This is a genomic window from Natrialba swarupiae (assembly GCF_008245225.1).
Lineage (GTDB): Archaea > Halobacteriota > Halobacteria > Halobacteriales > Natrialbaceae > Natrarchaeobius > Natrarchaeobius swarupiae.
The window spans coordinates 76,928-94,661 of the sequence record NZ_VTAW01000014.1; the positions used below are offsets into that span (position 1 = coordinate 76,928).

A 17,734-nucleotide genomic window follows, 5' to 3' on the forward strand; every position below is an offset into this window, starting at 1 on the left:
CCATCAGAACCAGTCCGTCTCGTCCAGTTCGACGTCCTCGACGGTCGTCACGACGAAGCGCGCACCGCCGTCGTCGCCGTCGACAACTTCGATCGACCAGCTGTGGGCTTCGACGATACTCCGGCAGATTGCGAGACCGATGCCCGAGCCATCACCGGTACTCATCCCGTACTCGAAGACCTCGTTGCCCGCGCTCACACCTGGGCCATCGTCTTCGACCGCAAATCCAGTATCAAGGGACTCGACTCGAACCGTCGTCGCCGTGTCCGCGGGCGCAACGCCGTCGACGGCGTGTTCGACGACGTTCGAGAAGAGATTCTCGAACAATTGCTGGAGCCGCCGGGGATCGCCATCCAGCCGTCGGTCCTCCGCAACCGTCAGTTCCAGTGATTCCGTCTCGACGACCTCCCAGGCATCGGTTGCAAGGCGTCTCAGCGAACAGTCGGTCGACTTGTGGACGTTCGTCGTCTCACGTGCCAGTTGCGGCAGATGGTCGGTGAACCGACGAAGGCGCTCGTGGGTCCGTTCCAGGTCCATCAGTGACTGCTCGACCGGCTCCGCTGGATCCTCCAGTTCGATCTCGAGTAGTTTCAGGTGATTTTCTGCGGTCGAAAGCGGCGTCTTCAGATCGTGCGAAATGACCTTCGCCAGTCGTTCGAGCCGCCGATTTTGTGACTCGATTCGCCTCTCGTAGCGCTTGCGCTCGGTGATATCGCGGGTGAGCGTCAACAGCCCGTATTGCGTGCCGTCGTCGTCGGTGATCGGGGCGGTGTACCGCTCGAACCAGCGACCATCCGACAGCCGAAGTTCCATCTCCAGTGGCTCGAACGGGGGCCTGTGCAGGTCCTCGGTCGCCGCGACGAACCGATCCGGATCGGCGAGGGAGTCCAGAACGTACTCGACGGCTTCCCGATCCCTCCCGGCGGCGAGGATTTCCTCCGGAATGCCCCACAGTTCGCGGAATCGGTCGTTGTACCAGAGGATTTCGCGGTCGGTGTTGGTGACGAGAACGCCGATATTCGTCGACTCGTTGAGCGCCTCGAACAGCGCCGTCTGATACCGGAGTTCCTCCTCGCGTTCTTTCTGGGCTGTAATATTTGCTCCAGCCACGATCACCCGCGAGCAGTCCTCAACATACGGGTCCGGAACGAATATCTCAATGAGTTCGTGCCTCGTGTCCCCGTCGAGCGTCCGGTAAGTGGTCTCTGCCCGGAAGTGCCGGTCGCCATCGATCAGTCCCTCGAACATCTGTCTGCTCGCGGCCAACGCCTCGTCAGTGAACAACTCGCCCATTCGGTCGATGAGCTCGCTTTTCGACTCCGCGCCATAGGCCTCGACGGCAACCTCGTTGACGTCGAGTATCTCAACAGTCTCTAACAGCTCTTGGTGTTGTTCCGGATGTGCTTCGAGATACGCAGCAAGGTCGTCTGTCTCCGCAGTGATCGTCTGTGCCTGCTCGATCGTCTCGGAGAGGTCCTGTTCCCACAGGACGAGGGGGCTGTTCTCGAACAGTGACCGATAACGTTCACGGCTCCGCTCGAGTTCACGCTGGTGGATGAACTGGGCAGTCACGTCCCGTAAAATGACGACGGCGGATTCCGATTGCTGTCTTCGCTCTCCCGAGTCCGTGTGCCCGGTGTCGATTGGGGAAATCGTTACGTCGAACCGACGTGTCGTTCCGGACTGTTCGAGCGTGATTTCGCCGGGCGTTCTGGCGGTGACCCGGTCGGCCAGTTCCGGATAGGATTCGAAAAACTGTGAGACCGGTATCCCATGCCACTCGGCGGACGACGTGGCCAGTCGTCGGGCAGCCGGATTGCTGTCGAGAACGCGATTGTCCCCGTTGAGGATAACGACTGGATCGTTGATGCGCTCGACGACACGCTCCCGACCGACAGGAACGATATCGAAGAAGTCGACGACGAAGATGCCCCACAGTATGATGCCACACCAGCCGAGCATGCCAACAGCTGCCAGATCGAGGGCGGGGTGTACGGGTGCGGTCGACTGCCAGGCGAACCCGACTATACCCACACCGAACGCCGAGAGGATCGCCAAGGACTGTTTGCGATGGATCCCACTTGAGGTGAGAAACGTCCCGAGACAGAGGCCGGTGGCCAGGAAGACAATTCCGAGGGACGCGATCGTATGCACCCAGAACAGCGGCCCGGCCGTCCCGACGACCACGCCATCGACCAGTTGCTGGGCGGTGATGAACTGGTTGTGAAGCGGATCGGTCATCGCGACGACGAAATTGACCATGACAAAGCCCGCGAGAAGTGCCCGAATCCATCCGTTCTGTAATTGATCTCGTTCGCTGAACGCTACCACGACAAAAAACGAGCCGACTGCGATCGCTGCCCCGAGTGGGTACCGGATGTTGTTAACCAATCGCCACCAGAACGGATCTGTGACAAAGGATGACACCGCAGCCAAGAGGGCGTACAGACAGGTTCCAACCGCCATAACGACAAGAGGGCGACTGGCTCGTATCCGACGGTGTTGCCAGGTAATGATGGCAACAACCGCAGCGGCCATCCCGATCGTCACTTCGATCAGTGCCGACACGATGACCGTTGACGGTGACATTACTGGTATGTGAAACTGTTTTCACTTCAATTGAGGGTATATTGCTATTGTCTGTGCGTTGCATCAGACCTCTGGAACTGCATTTATGGACGAAATTCTGATACTACTATCACTGGTAACCGCTGTTTGGGGGGCATGATCCAGTAGACGGCCAGAATCAACTTCTCAGTGCCGACAACCTGAATTCGCCAATAGTTGGGACAGGAACTCGCCTGAACCTGTGCGAGTTATAGTCATTTGATAAAGTATGTTATAATTAGTGGTTTGTAGAAATCTACATCCCGAACGTGTGTGGGTTCCGGGAAGTGAACTACCCCACCCTACTCGCTCACGGCTGACGCCGTTCGCTCCTTGAGGGTGGGGCTTCCTGCTTCGAGGACGCGCTTTGCAGGAACCGAAGTGGTTCCCGTAGGGAGCGCAGTCTCCACAGGCGTTGATTCGGAGCGTCCCGCTCCTACCTGCTTGATACCGCGAGAAAGAATGTTCCACGCCGCATTCCAGTCCCGATCAGCGGTGAACCCGCACGACGGACACGAGTGTTCGCGGACCCACAGCGGTTTCTCGCTCGACACACCGCAAGCCGCACACTCTTTGGTCGTTCCAGCCGGATCGACGGCCACGAAATGCGTACCCTCGCGTTCGCACTTGTACTCGAGCATCCGCAGGAACGTCCCCCACGCTGCTCCAGCACGGTTCCGAGAGTTGCCGTCAAGTTGGACCAATCCTTTCGCGTCAAGGTCTTCGACGGCCACGAGATCGTACTCTCGAGCGTAGTAGTTCGAGAGCTTGTGCAGGAAGTCTCGGCGCTTGTTCTTCAGGTCGGCGTGACACTCGGCCACGCGACGTCGTTGTTTCTCGTGGTTGTTCGACCCGTGCTCTTTGCGCGAGAGGTTTCGTTGCTCTCGCTCGAGCCGTTCGCGTTCGTCCGAGAGGTCGACAGATTCGACCGCGTGACCGTCGGTGTCGTGGGCGTACTTCAGGATGCCTACGTCGATCCCGACGACGTTCTTCGGCTGGTCGGGCTTTTGCGGTGGCTCTCGGTCGACTTCGACACCAAAGGTGGCGAACCACTCGCCGGTTGGCTCCTTCTTGAGCGTGACCTGTTTCAGTGCGGCGTCGTCGGGGATCTCTCGGTGGAGACTGATCGGTATGTCCGCGAGTTTCGAGAGGGACAAGACAGTCTGACCGCCCTTCTTGTCGAGCTCGAAGCCAGACTGGTTGTACGTGAAACTGCGAAACTCCCGTGGCGGCTTCCATTTGAGTTGACCGACGCCGTAGCCGTTCTCTTTGAGTGCGGAGAGGCTACTGAGGTTGTTGAACAATCGTTCGACGACAGTTTGGAGTACCTTCGAGTACACGTCATTGAGGCCGTCCCACCACTTTTTGAGGGCAGGTAGCTCCGACCGAAGCGTGGTCATGGACGGGAGTTCGCCGTGGTTCTCTCGGTACTCGTTGAGCCGGTAGCGAGTGTGATTGTATAGTTGCCTACAGATATCGCGGTGGCGGTCCAGCTCCTTGCGTTGGGCGTCGGACGGCTCGAGGCGATACTTGTAGGCGTAATACATCAGTTTTCGCGTTCTTCGATGAGTTCGTCGAGCTTCTCCTGAACGAACGACGACAGATTCAGGTGGTTGTCCTGTATCCACTCCTCCTGGTCGTCTCGGATTGAGATTGTCTTTCGCGTTGCCACGCCATAACTTATGCAATTTGCATACAAAACACTTCTGGTTTCGTGGGCCTTTGGGCCTGCTGTAGTATAGTCCAGAACCTCTCGCGGCGCTGTATCCCCTCCCTGCTCGCGCCTCCGGCGCTCGCTGAGGAAGGGGGCTTAGCGCCTCGATTCAGCTAATTACTCAGAGTTGCGCTCGAGTCGTCGTTTCAGGAAGTAGGTGACTCCCCCAATCGCGCTAACTGCTCCCACGATCCCGGGCCCGGGCATCCCATCCTCATCGGGTTCTGCTGGGTCGTCCACTTCGTCGTCTTCTTCGGCTGGATCGTCCATTCCATCGTCATCGTCGTCCATCTCAGCATCCTCGTCGTCCATTTCCTCCTCGGGCATCTCGACTTCGTCGTCCGTCACGAGCAGAGTGCCGTACATCCCATCGTCGTCGTGGGGCGTGCAGAGATACACGTACTCACCGGGGATCTCGAAAGTCCACTCGTGGTCGTACTCCGGTTCGTACCGGTCCTCGACACCCTCCCACTGGCACTCTTCGGGGATGTCGATCGGCACGAGGTTGTGGTTGCCCGAAATCCAGTCCCAGGTAACCGTTGTTCCCGAATCGACGGTGACCAGCTCTGGCTCGAATATGTTCTCGCCATCAGGCCCGCCCACGTCGATCGTGGTCTCTGGCTCGCCGGTTCGATCGTCCATGACGAAGATCATCCCGGCCATCCCGTCGTCTTCGTGTGGCGTACAGACGTAGCCGTAGCGGCCAGGAACCTGGAAGGTCCACTCGTGATCGTACTCCGGTTCGTACCGATCCTCGACGCCGTCCCAGCCACAGTCGTCGGGCATCTCGGTCGGCACGATGTTGTGATTGCCGGATTCCCACTCCCAGTTGACCGTCGTCCCAGCGTCGACCATGATCGCAGCCGGGTCGAACAGGTTCTCGCCATCGTCGCCGCCGACCTGAATCTCGACTTCCTCCTGGCCGGTGTAATCGGCGACGTCGTACTCGTTGGTGACGAAGACTGTCCCGATCATCCCGTCTTCGACGTGGGGCGTGCAGACGTACTCGTAGGCACCCGGGTGGACGAACGTGTGCAGGTGGTCGTATTCAGGTTCGTACCGTTCGTCGACACCTGCCCAGTCGGATCGCACAGGGTGTTCCTTGGGAACGAGGTCGTGATTGCCCGAGACCCAGTTCCAGTGGATCGTCGTCCCGGGATCGATCTTCACGAACTCCGGATCGAAGAAGTTCTCCCCGTCGTCGCCGCCGACGGAGATTTCGACGACGTCTTCGTCGGTTCGATCGTCGAGGACGAAGATCATTCCCGCCATCCCGTCGTCCTCGTGTGGCGTACAGACGTATCCGTACCGTCCTGGAACGTCGAACGTCCACTCGTGGTCGTACTCCGGTTCGTACCGGTCTTCGACGCCCTCCCAGCCACAGTCGTCGGGCATCTCGGTCGGTACGATGTTGTGGTTACCAGATTCCCATTCCCAGTTGACCGTCGTACCAGCGTCGACAACAATCGCGTCGGGCTCGAACAGATTTTCGCCGTCGTCGCCACCGACCTGTATCTCGACTTCGCCTTTTCCAGTGTAGTCGGCGACATCGTAGTCGTTCGTGACGACGATGCGGCCGACCATCCCGTCGTCCTCGTGAGGCGTACACACGTAGTCGTACTCTCCCGGGTGGACGAACGTGTGCAGATGTTCGTAGTCGGGTTCGTACCGCTCGTCGACACCCTCCCAGTCACTTCGGGCTGGGATGTCGTCCGGATAGAGATCGTGACTGCCAGACTCCCACGTCCAGCGGACGGTCGTTCCCGAATCGATTCGGATCTCCGCCGGATCGAACAGGTTCTCGCCGTCGTCGCCGCCAACCTGAATCTCGACGATGTCCTCTCCGGTATACTCCTCGAGGTCGTCGGGCGATTCGCCGATCTCGTAGGCAGCACTTCCGACGCCAGAGAAGCCGACCGCTGCCGCACTCGCACCAGTTAATGCGAGAAATCCTCGTCGGTTCGTCGCGGAGAGAGGTAATTGGGTTTCGGCCTTCGGCGTATCAGCTGACGGCTGCGAATGATTCGACGACATAGCTATCCGACACTACTGAGAAAACCACTTTAGCGATTTTCCGAAGTCGGTCCAACGAGTTTCCAAACTCAGTCCAAAATTCGTCCCAAATTGTGCTGGGACCAGTCACCACGATCGAGACCGCTGGATCGGATCAGGAACCGGTATCGGCTCACCGCCAGGTGATCCGAACGAGAAAGAGTAGCGCAATCGTCTGCAATCCACAGAGGCCGACGATGCTCAACTGGAAACTCCAGTCACCCCTCCCGAACCATCTGATGAACTGCGGATCGAAGAGGTACAGATACAACCACAGGAGGTTCTGGACGATCAGGAACCCCGCGAAGATCAACAGCCCGAGCGTGTGGTCGGCCTGATGGCGGCGATAATTTCCACCCCAGACGTAGACGAGCGACAGCAACAGCAGTACGTTGACTGCGGCTGCCGCCCGCGCGAGTTCGAGCAACACGCTCATTGTCTCTCCTCCAAGCAGTTCGCCCTCTTAATGACTTTCCAAAATTCGTCCAAACTCATGATTCCTGTGGATCGACTGTCTCGAGGATTTCCTGCAACGTTTCTCGGTCGTGTTTGACCTGTTCGGTGTAGACGTAGACGTCCCCGTACCCATCCCCGATTTTCTTCACGACGTTGTTCTCCATCAGCACATCGAGGTGATGGCGTATCGTCGTGTAATCGAGATCCAGTTCCTCCGAAATCTGATTGGCGTTCTTCGGACGGTCCTCGAGCGCGCGGAGGATCCGCGCTCGAGACGTCCCACCCCGGGAACTGGCTAGAAGATACCAGAGGATATCTTCCATCGTCGGCGACTTCACAGTACAGGTATGTAAAACGATTCATTATTGTGGGCGACCTGAATTTCATCCAGCAGTTCGAGTCGTCGTCGACACGGTCGTCTCGCACCGTGCGTACGATGGCGGCCAGACAGTCGGACGGCGTTCGTGGTCGATCTGGGGAAAACCGCCCATCGGCATCAGGACCCTCTCCGTGAAACGTCGAATTCGAATCGTGCGCCGCCGGATTCGGATTCAGTCACGATGATCGACCAGTCGTGTGCCTCGGCGATACGAGCGACGATCAACAGACCGAGCCCGGATCCGTCGGTTCTGGTGGTGTACCCACGCTCGAAGATGGCCTCTCGATCCCCGGGCGGAATTCCCGGCCCGTCATCAGCGACGTAGAACCCGTCCCGGCTCTCGAGTGGACCGACAGAAACCGCTGGTGAGTCGCCGCCGTGCTCGACTGCGTTCCGGAACAGGTTCTCGAGAAGCTGGCAGAGGCGGCTCCGATCCGCCGCTATCGTCAACCTGTCTTCTGGGAGTTCGAGGGTTGCCGATTCGGTGTCTACCAGCTGCCAGGACCGGACTGCCACCTCGGTGAGTGGAACTGGTTCCCGTTGATCGATCGTGCGACCGGCACGAGAGAGCGAGAGTAACTCGTCGACGAGCGTCTCCATTCGATCGTGTGCGATCTTGATCTCGTCCAGTGACGGATCGTCGACTCGCTCCTGGAGTTCCTCGAGGTATCCCCGTGCGACGTTCAGCGGGTTCCGAAGATCGTGGGACACGACACTCGCGAACTCCTCGAGACGGTCGTTCTGTGCCTCGAGTTCACGTCGTTTCGCACAGAGCTGTTGTTCGTGTCCCACGCGATCGAGAACCGTTTCGACGGTCGCGGCGAGTAGTCGTGCCGTCTCGACGTCGACCGTGTCGAAGGCACCGGGAACGTCCGAGGCGGCGATGAGCACACCGTGGTCGCCCAGTGGAAAGATCAGTTCACTCCGAACCACAGTCTCCGGATTGTACCGGCCGTCGTGATTGTGCACGTCGGTCACGAGCAGCTCACGTCCGTTCTCGAAGGCTTCCCATGCCAGTGCGTCGCCCGGATCGAAAGCCGGCTGCTCGTCGATCATTTCCTGGGCTTCGGGCGTTGCCGCCACAGGCTCGAGCGTACCGCTCGAGTCGTCGTGAAGCCAGACGCCGCTTAGCGGAAGATCGAGTTCGTCGGCCGTAATCTGGGTCACTCTATCACAGACGCCGTCGATCGTCGATTCGTCGACGAGCACGTTCGTCGACCGCTGGAGAGTCTCGAACCGATCAGACCGACGTTGAGCGTGGGCGTCGTAGACGCCAAGGACGAACCCAGCGATTCCGCCGCCAGCGAGTGCAGTTGCGAGTTGAAATACCGCGTCCTCCGGCAACTGGCCCGCTAACTGCTGGTGGACTCCGATCGTCCCGAGTAACGCACCCATGGCCACGCTTCCGAGGAACGTCCACCGGAGTATCCGTTGAACGTACGACAGACGGTACGGCGAGGTGATAGTCCAGTAGCCAGCGTAGACGAGCAGGAGCGACACACCGAGAGGAACGAGAGCACCGATTACCATCGCGAGAAGGGGTTTCTCGTGAGCGACGACGTGGTACCCATGGGTCAACGCGAGTGCGACGCCGAGTCCTGCAATGAGAATCCCAGCACGACGCTTCGACCGTGGGCGATCACCACACCAGCCACCCGGCCTCGTGATCGCTCGAACCCAGTCGCTGGTCGCGTCGATCCCCATTACTACCCCACCTCCCGCTCATTGAGGGCGTTTTCCGCGACGGCTGGCTCGATCGCGGTTGACGTCCCGAGGGTGGTTTCGGTTATCGAGTCAATCATTCGTGGTCACGGGTCTCGAGACGGCCGTCTGCGATTCCCGATCGAAATGGGTCCCGATCGTCGGTCTGTGTCGGTGTCGGCAATCGAATCGTCACCGTCGTTCCGGTCTCGGGGTCCGATTCGAACTCGAGAGAGCCGCCGGAGTCGTCGACGATCCAGTAGGTCTCCCAGAGACCGAGGCCGCTCATGTGGGCCAGTTGCGATTCGTCTTCACCGAGAGCCTCAAGTTCGTGCTCGGGGATTCCCGGCCCATTGTCGATTACCTCGATTTCGACCGCTGGTTTCGGGTCAGTAGTTTTCGAGCCGGAAACGTGAACTGTAGGTTCGTCGCTATCGTTGTGCTCGATCGCATTCGAGAGAACCTGCTCGAGTGCCCGTTCGAACTGGACCGACATTCGAGCTGTGAGCGTCGGTGGGACGTCGATCGTCAGCGAGGCATCAGGATGTGCCGACCGCTTCGTGTCGACGTGTTCGTTGAGCATCTCTGCGAGTTCGACGGTCTCGATCGGGGTGGCCTCTGCCATCGTTTGCTCGATAGATCGTGCCTGTTCACTGAGACGCTGTAATCTGCTGATTTCGTCTCTGATCATCGATACGCTCTCTGTCGATCCAAACTTGTCCTCGAGAATGGCGGCATGCCCCTGAATAACCGTGACACCGGATCTGATGTCGTGACGCAGAATCCGGTTGAGGACCGAGAGGCGTTGTCTGAGTCGCTGTGCGTTGTTGCGTTGCTCTCGGAGCTGTCGTTCGCGGTTTTTCAGCTTCGTGACGTCCTGATAGATGCCGACGAATCGGGAAATCTCACCCTCATCGTCGAAAATTGGTGCGATCGTCTGGTGAATAACGAAGTTATCACCGTTCTTCTTCGTATTGACGACTTCTGCTTTGAACGTTTGGCCCGAAAGAATCACATCCCACATTCGCTCGTAGAATTGTTCGTCGTGTTCCTCTGACTTCCAGATGCGTGGGTTACGACCGATCACTTCGTCTTTCTCGAATCCTGTCACCTCCTCGACTGCAGGATTAACGTATTCAATCGTTCCTTCCTTGTCAGTTATGACAACGGAGTGGCCCGCGTGTTCGATCGCTTCCCTAAACGTCTCAAGGGTGTGAGACTGGTCTTGTAACTGCGTGATCGCATCATTCATCGGCCTGAATATGGTGAAAAAGAGAATCGGGAAAACGAGCAAGACGAGGAGCGTACCGTCAACGAACGCCTCAGTTACGGGGTCAATGTTGGGGAACCAGTAGTGGATCGCGAACATGATCCCCACCTCTGCGGTGAATATCGTCACCAGCGAAATGAGGAACATCTTGACGGGAGAGTACGTGCTCGCACCGGTGTCCACATCACTCAACCGAGATTCCGCTCTCGAAGTCTCAGCTTCATCTGCCACAGGAACCACCCCGGAAACTACCTCTTGTCGGTAGAATTACTTGGATAGTACCGGTGGATCCGGAGACGGAGATACGATCTGTTATTTCGCAGCCACCCAACGTTTGACGGTAGTTCATACGACTGCCGAGAGCCCAACCGTAAATCTTCATTTTCCGAAGTCCTTCCAAAGACAGTCCAAATTTCACTTACAGACTCTCTTAGCCAGAAATAATGTATTTGGGTCGAATCCCGCGTAGAGATTCAAAAGATTCGCACATTGAAGCAGATTGGATGAAAGAGTGAGTACAGAATATGAAATTCTATTGACTTACCATCCCAAATCTTTCCAAATTTCATCCAAAGTTATCAGATAGCCAATAAATATATGGTCCCGTAGTTTGACGGTTCTTGTAGTACGGATGGACGACGACACATTCGATTTTCTCGAGGAAGCCCTCGACGAAGAGGCACGAAAAGCCGCGTTTCGGGAGGTTTCCCAGGATGCAAAGGAAACCTTCGAACGAATGCGCAAAGAGCGGATGGTCCTCCCAGAAGATTCGCGGCGGACCTTCCTCCAGGCTGCTGGTGTAGCGGGTACGGCCTCGGTCGCTGGCTGTCTCGGTCTCACTGGTGACGAAGGCGATGAAGAGCAAGAGGAGGGACAAACCCGAATGGTCTACGACTGGGTTCCAAAGCAGATTCTCAAGGAACTCGAGGTACAGGTAGCGTACAACGCCGAGGAAATCTTCTTCAGATTCTCGTGGGAACAGCCTGACCCCGGCGGGTGGCTACATGATATGATCGTCTATCAGGATGGAGAGTGGCGACGATTCGACGGCGCAAGTCCGTGGGCACCAGCTGATCCAAATCCCGACGAACACACGGGGTATTACGAAGATCGACTGAGCTTTTTCCTTGACGATGGGTCGGTACACGGATTCGAGAACTTCGGTGGCTGGATGACCGTTCACAAAGGAATGCGTGATCTCCCGGACGAAGTTCCGGCAGAAGACGTTGAAGAGCATTCCCACCTCGGCGAGGTTCTCGAGCGTAGCGACGTTAGAAAGTACCTTCCGCAATCACGAGAGGGGCAATGGTGGGAAAACCCGTGGGACGATATCCGGCCACAAGAAGAGCTCGATCAGTTGAAAGAAGACGGTGTGTTCCTCGACCTCGTGATGTGGCGTGCCCACCGGAGTAATCCCGTCGGCCTCTGCAGCGACCACCACGTCCTCGAGTATCGACACGGCGATGAGGGAACGAACGCTCACACCACTCAGGAGTGGGGTCCGGAGGATGGGCCAGAGTATATGTGGGATCCCGACATCGTTGAGAACGGAGCACTCGATTACGCCGAGATTCAGAACGGAAATTTACCAGACCAGCAGGAAGACGTCTACTGGCTTGAGCGCGGTGACGACGGAAACATGGTCGAGTTCGACCCCGACGTCGCAGAGTGGGAGGGGGCAATGATTCCTCGTCGCCCGCTCAATCCGCCAGAGTTGACCGAGGGCAGCGCTGTCGACTGGGCGGCCCCATCCGGGATCTGGGAGAACGGTCGCTGGACCGTCGTAATGCGACGGGATCTACAAGTAGGACACGTCGATTCCAAAGACCTTGAGCCCGGAGGCACTTACACGTGGGCACCAGCGATCCACCATGGTATCGGCTCTCGATGGCACTGGGTAGCCTATCCGTATCAACTCGGCCTGGGAGAAGAGACTGATGCTGACATCACCGCCGTCGAGGTCACGGACGAGCCGAACTGGGACGAGATTCCGTCGGAGACGATCCCGTTGTTGTATCCCGGGCAGGTCGACTGGACGTGGCTAACGAGCGACGAGCATCCGGCGTTCAATCTCGTTCGTAATAACGAACTGGGGATCTGGGACTTCCACGACGATCCGACCAATCTCGCTGCTCGGCTCGTTGGGTTGGAAGTCCAGGAAGTGCCGCGCGAGTAACACCTATGACCAGTCTGAAAGACTTTCACTATTCGCTCCCGATCGCACTCAAGATCGGCCTGGTATTCGTCCTGTTACTGGCGACTGTCGGCGGCATGGTTGGAATCGTCTACTCGACCCAGTCCGACGTCGAGACAGACTCGACAGCGATCGAAACAGCTGGCGAACAGGAGATGCTCATCGAACGGATCGTCAGGGAGTCAAATAGCATCGCTGCCGCAGACGAAGGTGAGGACACATCTGTCGAGCGACAGGCGCTCAGAGCTGCCATCGACGACTACAACCGTAACAACGAGTTGCTTCTCGAGGGTGGTGAGCGCAACGGCGAGCGGGTCGAACCGGCCCCTGATGCCGTGGATCAGGAACTAGAAACCGTCCAGCACGAGTGGGCGGTGTTCGAGAGACACGCGGAAGACATCTACGAGCACGAGCCGGGTGACCCGGAGTTTGACGCCGGACTCGAATACTTGCAAGAGCATAGCAACGAAATGGTAGCTACGAACGCCGCACTCGGGACCGCCCTCTCGGAAACGAGCACCCAGCAAGTCGTCACTATGCAGCGTACTCTCCTCGGACTGTTCGGGCTCGTCATCGTCGTTGCAGCAGGAGGGTTCGTCATGATCCGCCATCTTGTCTCGACGCCGATCGAACGTCTCACCGACGCCGCCGACGAAATCGCTGCGGAACGACTTGACGCGACTATTCCAACGTATGGCGACGATGTCGAAAACACCCGAGACGAAACCGCCCGGCTATCTTCGGCGTTCGAAACCATGCGCGCCAACATTACCACACGGATCGAAGAGATCGAGTCTCAGCGAGAGACCGCCCAGGAGCAGAAGGCGCGGGCGGAAGAACAGAAACAAGAGGCCGAGGCCGCTCGGGCGGAGGCTGATCGCGCCAAACAGGAAGCCGAACAACTCGCACGTGATCTCGAGCGACAAGCTGCTGAGTTCGGCAATGTGATGGAACGAGCGGCAGATGGCGATCTCACGGCGCGGATATCGACCGATGTCGAGAACGAATCGATGCGGTCGGTCGCCGTCTCGTACAACGAGATGATCGACGAGTTCGAGCGAATGATCGTCGACCTGCAAGTCTTCGCAGACGCTGTTCGCCAGGCCAGTGACGAGGTTACGACGGGAACCAAAGAGACCGAAGAGGGTATCGACGAAGTTACGCGTTCAATCCAGCAAATCGCAGCCGGTGCCGACCAACAGAGTCGCGATCTGCAGAACGTATCCCGGGAAATGGATCAGGTTTCGGCAGCCGTTGAAGAAGTCGCCAGCCAGGCAACCATGGTCGCCTCCCTGTCGGCCGAGACTGCGTCCGTCGGAAGAGACGGGCGCGAATCAGCTGCGACTGCAGCCGATGAGATGGAGGAAATCGTCGAGCTCACGCGAGATACTGTCGAAACCGTCGAAACACTCGAAGATCGATTCGCCGAGATCAATTCGATCGTGACGCTTATTTCGGATATCGCCGACGAGACGAACTTACTGGCGCTGAACGCCAGTATCGAAGCGGCTAAAGCGGATACATCTGGAGACGGGTTTGCAGTCGTCGCTCACGAGATTCAGTCACTCGCTGAAGAGACGAAAACGTCGGCAACCGACGCCGAAGCGATCATCAGTGACGTTGAGAACCAAGTCGAATCGACCGTTCAGGACGTCGAGAAGACTCGAAACCAGATCGAAAATGGCGTCGAGACTGTCGATGAGGTTATCGACACTTTCGACGAGATGGTCGAACGGATCAACGAGACTAACAGTGGTGTACAAGAGATCAACGATGCGACCGACGAGCAAGCAGAATCTATCCAGCAAGTTGCATCGATGGTCGACAGCGTTGCCAGTGTGAGCGAAGAAACGTCCGCAGAAACCGAAACCGTCTCCGCAGCAGCTGAAGAGCAAGCAGCGATTGTCGAACAGATCCGATCGAATACCGAGCATCTCGACCAGCAGGCCAGCGAACTTACTACCAAGATGAGTCAGTTCACTGTGGGTGACTCAACAGAGATGAAACACTACACGCGGTGATGAGCGGTTAACCGTTTGACAGTTACACACGACAGCGAGTGTTCCGGTAGCAGGTAAACTCCTTCTGAGTGGGTTTGGTAAATCGCTAGATGGTGGCGACCATAATTGAACAATCATATTGATCGAAGCGCCACGTTGAAACGATCGTGAACACTCCTTCAAACAATCCGAGGTGACAAACCGATTGACCGATCTTAACAGACGATGAGAAGCTCGATCTCCGCACAATATGCCGATTCATCAAGCCGTTTCAAGGTAATTCTGGGATTAAGAAAATATCTGTCAATAACACCTAAACAAACCAGGTATTATTATAGATAAAATAAGTTCTGATCCACCGACACGGATGTTCCGTACTCAATCATTTTTGGCAGCTTCCCCTTTGGACCAGCTGAGATCGGCAAATTTCGTATCAATGCCATATGGAATCTAGTGGTTTGTAGTAATCCGCATCCCGAACTTGTGGTGGATCGCAACCCTATTCAGTACTTCCGAATGTAGGGGGAATTGTGCACGAGTTTCGTCGTCTGAGAACAGAACGCTCAGGATTCTCAGCTACCAAACGTTAACTCTCAAACATTAAAAGGAAGAGAAAAACAACTCTGATTGATTCCTAATTCGAACCCGACGAAAATAGAATAAAGTGAGATAGTCTATGCCTGATGGGTCACGTAATTCAACGAGTGTATACTACACGCATCCGCCCCACAAATCGTTTCCCTCGCACTACGGGTGCATGGGAGAACTCGCGGTCAAGGCTCTTCTTTACCAAGAAGTCCACGAGTCGCCACATATTGTACAGTATCATGGCGAACGCAAAGTGGAACATCCGAACGACATGCTCGTTCGAGGTCGTCCACGGAAGGAACTGTTTCACCGACTTGAATGAGGTTTCAATTCCCCAGCGCTTCCGATACCTGTTTAGCACGCGGTCGGTTGCACGCCTGTCACGCGCAGTTTCATCACTGATGTCTTTATTCGTGTAGAAAGGGATGGCCTTCAGTTCCTTTCCATCCTCATCCCGTTTTGATGGGAGCAGAACAAGCGTCGTCTCAACACGGTCATTAGTCGGACCATCAACAGTCGAACCATAGAACCCGTACTCGTGGCGCACCTCGATGTAATTGTTCATACGGTCGATAGCCCGCTTGATGCGTTGATTTCTCGGAACAGGAATCACGTACTCAACCCCGAAATCCTCTAGTGACTGCACAACGTCAGTCGTAGCGAATTCACGGTCAGCATAGACGGTCTGAACGTTCACATACTGGTTTGCTTCCGAGATTAACTCCCGCACGATTTCGCCCCGTGGAACGTTCTCCCGAACGGGGCGCATCGCCAGGAAGAATTTCGTGTTATCGCCCACGATAGAGATGGCCGCAAACTGGTAACACCACTTATATTTCTCATCTGATGGCGAACCCAGCACTAGCTCGTTTCGTTCATCACCATAATACGCAATGTACGTGATGTCAATTGCGACAGTCACGCAGCGGTCGAATTCGAAGTGGTCTTTTGCCCTGCTGAGTATCAGGTCTGTCGTCTCATCCATCATCTCCAGAATATCAGATTGAGACAATTGTTTGATATAGTGAAGATGGGTATCGGCTGCGGGTGCCCCCGACTCCCGAGGTGTGAGGTCACCATAGGATTTACAGCCTGTCTCGGCGGCCTGTTGTTCAATTCCCATCGTAGACTCGGCTTCGATGAAGGCTGTCGGAGGGTACGTCGCATTCTCCGCCCGTTGAGGGAGAAAATCGAGTTCTGATTGGAGAAGTCTTGCCGTCTCCTGCGGGACCGACTGGAGTTTTTCCTTGATAACTCGCTCCTTCGTCCGTTCCGACCCGCCACGCTCCTCGTCTGGGGCGAGGGTGGTACCGAGAGGATGACCGCTCTTGCGGCAGTACTCACGAACCCAGTTCGCATTGCGGCTGAGATAGGTACAAAGGTCGTCACTGAAGCGATTGAGCCACGTTCGTCTCAGTGCTGAACGGGACGGCGGAGACTCAAATCCAAGCTGCTCCGCTGTATCCGCGGCAGCTACTCGGCGAGCCGTCTCACTATTATTATCTTCGTAAAATTCCTTCAGGAAGAGCGCTCGAACCATTGGGTCAAGCGGTTTCGAGGGGTGCCAGCTTGGGTACTGGTCGTCGTTATCAACCAAGGGAAACGAGAGTTCCGTTACAAGCTCGACTGCGGAAATCGAGTTGTCTGCGTCCAACAGTGCTGCCGCTTCTTTCTGAAGGGATGTACGCGGCTCAGGCGGCTCTTCGGTTCCCATTAGTCTATCAACCGAGAGAGTCTGATGTGTTTCGTGCAAAATGTAGTACAATCAGCGGGATAAGTGCTGTTCAGGAAAGTATTCATGTAAGAAGTGAAATTTTCTACCCGAAAACCCGACTTCGGAACATATCGCTCAACAAGCCCAGAGAGGCCGTCGAACGTACGAGGGCGGAGGTCGCTCATAGAACAGCTGTCGCTGGGAACGAGTGTAAGTCTAGGAGTGTCGTTTCCGAGTTTCCGAAACAGTAGATAGTAGCACGATTCCTTTATCCAGTCTTGGACCTGAATCGAAACGGGCGGTTCGATAACTACGTGTGCGAGTAGAATAGCTTAATCCGAACAAGTGCGGATGTCTTCATCATCGTCAAGGAACTGTACCTCAACTGCCGCATGAGTCGGAGGACTAGTCATATTTCGATTCCACACGTTCAGTATAACCCTGTTTACGTATGGGTCCTCAAGTTCGCTCGGCCACTCTTCAAACGGAAAGCGAAAGACGAACGTATCCCCATCAATCTCTCTACGAGGGCACCATCCTTTGAGATTTCCCTGTGGGGTGAATTCTCTCGTTGACGCACATACTGCGAGAAATTGAGAGTCTGGGTCGAAATTAATAGTCTCTTCTAGTCTATGCTCATACGGCTCGATTCCCGTATTCAGAGCATCTTTAGCCTCTTCTGGCGTTGAAAACACGTCTGCTTCGAATGGTGAGTCCTGCCACCGTTCTTCGTTATCATTAAAGATGGGCTCTTCTAGTGTTCGTCCACTTAGGCTCTGAGAGGACGGGAGACGGTCGAGACACCCAGCAGTCGTGAGCGAGATACCTGCTGTCGTAGCGAGAAACGCGCGGCGATTCATATCAAGAGGAATGAAGTCGCTAGGTAAATGCTTTCTGTCGTTCTTCTTCGCTGTTGGGATTGGTTCGAGTGAATTGGACTGCAAATAGGTCGCGCACAGATTTTGACGTTCGGAAGTACTGCCTATCGAATCCCTATATCACTATATGGTTTATTACTTCTAGGAATACCCTTGCCAGTTAATTACTTATTTCTCGTGT

At 56.2% G+C, this 17,734-nt stretch carries 12 protein-coding genes; 2 read left to right on the forward strand and 10 right to left on the reverse strand.

The features are described from left to right. Nucleotides 1–3: 3 nt before the first annotated feature. The 8 genes from FYC77_RS12055 to FYC77_RS12085 all read right to left on the reverse strand — a co-directional run bounded on the left by FYC77_RS12055 (nucleotide 4) and on the right by FYC77_RS12085 (nucleotide 10,362). Nucleotides 4–2,589 (reverse strand): histidine kinase N-terminal 7TM domain-containing protein, encoded by a 2,586-nt coding sequence (locus tag FYC77_RS12055; RefSeq protein ID WP_149081739.1) that lies wholly within the window; start codon nucleotides 2,587–2,589, stop codon nucleotides 4–6. A gap of 320 nt (nucleotides 2,590–2,909) precedes the next feature. Further along, nucleotides 2,910–4,154, reverse strand: coding sequence for an RNA-guided endonuclease InsQ/TnpB family protein (locus FYC77_RS12060; protein WP_149081740.1), 1,245 nt, complete (start codon nucleotides 4,152–4,154; stop codon nucleotides 2,910–2,912). Beyond that, a complete protein-coding gene (locus FYC77_RS20905) occupies nucleotides 4,154–4,279 on the reverse strand; it encodes a hypothetical protein (RefSeq protein ID WP_006430615.1) in 126 nt (41 codons plus the stop codon). Before FYC77_RS20905 ends, FYC77_RS12060 begins: the two co-directional genes overlap by 1 nt. A 159-nt stretch (nucleotides 4,280–4,438) precedes the next feature. Beyond that, complete coding sequence (locus FYC77_RS12065; protein WP_149081741.1) at nucleotides 4,439–6,355, reverse strand: plastocyanin/azurin family copper-binding protein; 1,917 nt, start codon at nucleotides 6,353–6,355, stop codon at nucleotides 4,439–4,441. 151 nt (nucleotides 6,356–6,506) lie between these two features. Next, nucleotides 6,507–6,809 (reverse strand): hypothetical protein, encoded by a 303-nt coding sequence (locus tag FYC77_RS12070; RefSeq protein ID WP_149081742.1) that lies wholly within the window; start codon nucleotides 6,807–6,809, stop codon nucleotides 6,507–6,509. Between the two features lie 55 nt (nucleotides 6,810–6,864). After that, nucleotides 6,865–7,152: a winged helix-turn-helix domain-containing protein gene (locus FYC77_RS12075; protein ID WP_149081743.1), complete on the reverse strand. Its 288-nt coding sequence runs from the start codon at nucleotides 7,150–7,152 to the stop codon at nucleotides 6,865–6,867. 173 nt (nucleotides 7,153–7,325) lie between these two features. Beyond that, a complete protein-coding gene (locus FYC77_RS12080) occupies nucleotides 7,326–8,912 on the reverse strand; it encodes an ATP-binding protein (RefSeq protein WP_149081744.1) in 1,587 nt (528 codons plus the stop codon). Nucleotides 8,913–9,006: 94 nt separating this feature from the next. Continuing rightward, nucleotides 9,007–10,362 carry a two-component system sensor histidine kinase NtrB gene (locus FYC77_RS12085; protein WP_238386932.1) on the reverse strand — a complete coding sequence of 452 codons (1,356 nt, stop codon included), beginning with the start codon at nucleotides 10,360–10,362 and terminating at the stop codon, nucleotides 9,007–9,009. 448 nt (nucleotides 10,363–10,810) lie between these two features. Here FYC77_RS12085 and FYC77_RS12090 point away from each other — a divergent pair, with 448 nt between their 5' ends. Next, nucleotides 10,811–12,355: an ethylbenzene dehydrogenase-related protein gene (locus tag FYC77_RS12090; RefSeq protein ID WP_238386929.1), complete on the forward strand. Its 1,545-nt coding sequence runs from the start codon at nucleotides 10,811–10,813 to the stop codon at nucleotides 12,353–12,355. 5 nt (nucleotides 12,356–12,360) lie between these two features. Next, nucleotides 12,361–14,394 carry a methyl-accepting chemotaxis protein gene (locus tag FYC77_RS12095; protein ID WP_149081746.1) on the forward strand — a complete coding sequence of 678 codons (2,034 nt, stop codon included), beginning with the start codon at nucleotides 12,361–12,363 and terminating at the stop codon, nucleotides 14,392–14,394. A gap of 676 nt (nucleotides 14,395–15,070) precedes the next feature. Here FYC77_RS12095 and FYC77_RS12100 read toward each other — a convergent pair. Continuing rightward, nucleotides 15,071–16,675, reverse strand: a complete 1,605-nt coding sequence (locus FYC77_RS12100) for a transposase (RefSeq protein WP_149081747.1) — start codon at nucleotides 16,673–16,675, stop codon at nucleotides 15,071–15,073. Between the two features lie 332 nt (nucleotides 16,676–17,007). Continuing rightward, nucleotides 17,008–17,535: a hypothetical protein gene (locus FYC77_RS12105; protein ID WP_149081748.1), complete on the reverse strand. Its 528-nt coding sequence runs from the start codon at nucleotides 17,533–17,535 to the stop codon at nucleotides 17,008–17,010. Nucleotides 17,536–17,734 lie beyond the last annotated feature (199 nt).

What these genes read in the sequence shown, in the direction of transcription:
- FYC77_RS12055 (WP_149081739.1), bottom strand. Translation starts at nt 2,589, where the DNA reads ATGTCACCGTCAACGGTCATCGTGTCGGCACTGATCGAAGTGACGATC.
- FYC77_RS12060 (WP_149081740.1), bottom strand. Translation starts at nt 4,154, where the DNA reads ATGTATTACGCCTACAAGTATCGCCTCGAGCCGTCCGACGCCCAACGC.
- FYC77_RS12065 (WP_149081741.1), bottom strand. Translation starts at nt 6,355, where the DNA reads ATGTCGTCGAATCATTCGCAGCCGTCAGCTGATACGCCGAAGGCCGAA.
- FYC77_RS12070 (WP_149081742.1), bottom strand. Translation starts at nt 6,809, where the DNA reads ATGAGCGTGTTGCTCGAACTCGCGCGGGCGGCAGCCGCAGTCAACGTA.
- FYC77_RS12075 (WP_149081743.1), bottom strand. Translation starts at nt 7,152, where the DNA reads ATGGAAGATATCCTCTGGTATCTTCTAGCCAGTTCCCGGGGTGGGACG.
- FYC77_RS12080 (WP_149081744.1), bottom strand. Translation starts at nt 8,912, where the DNA reads ATGGGGATCGACGCGACCAGCGACTGGGTTCGAGCGATCACGAGGCCG.
- FYC77_RS12090 (WP_238386929.1), top strand. Translation starts at nt 10,811, where the DNA reads ATGGACGACGACACATTCGATTTTCTCGAGGAAGCCCTCGACGAAGAG.
- FYC77_RS12095 (WP_149081746.1), top strand. Translation starts at nt 12,361, where the DNA reads ATGACCAGTCTGAAAGACTTTCACTATTCGCTCCCGATCGCACTCAAG.
- FYC77_RS12100 (WP_149081747.1), bottom strand. Translation starts at nt 16,675, where the DNA reads ATGGGAACCGAAGAGCCGCCTGAGCCGCGTACATCCCTTCAGAAAGAA.
- FYC77_RS12105 (WP_149081748.1), bottom strand. Translation starts at nt 17,535, where the DNA reads ATGAATCGCCGCGCGTTTCTCGCTACGACAGCAGGTATCTCGCTCACG.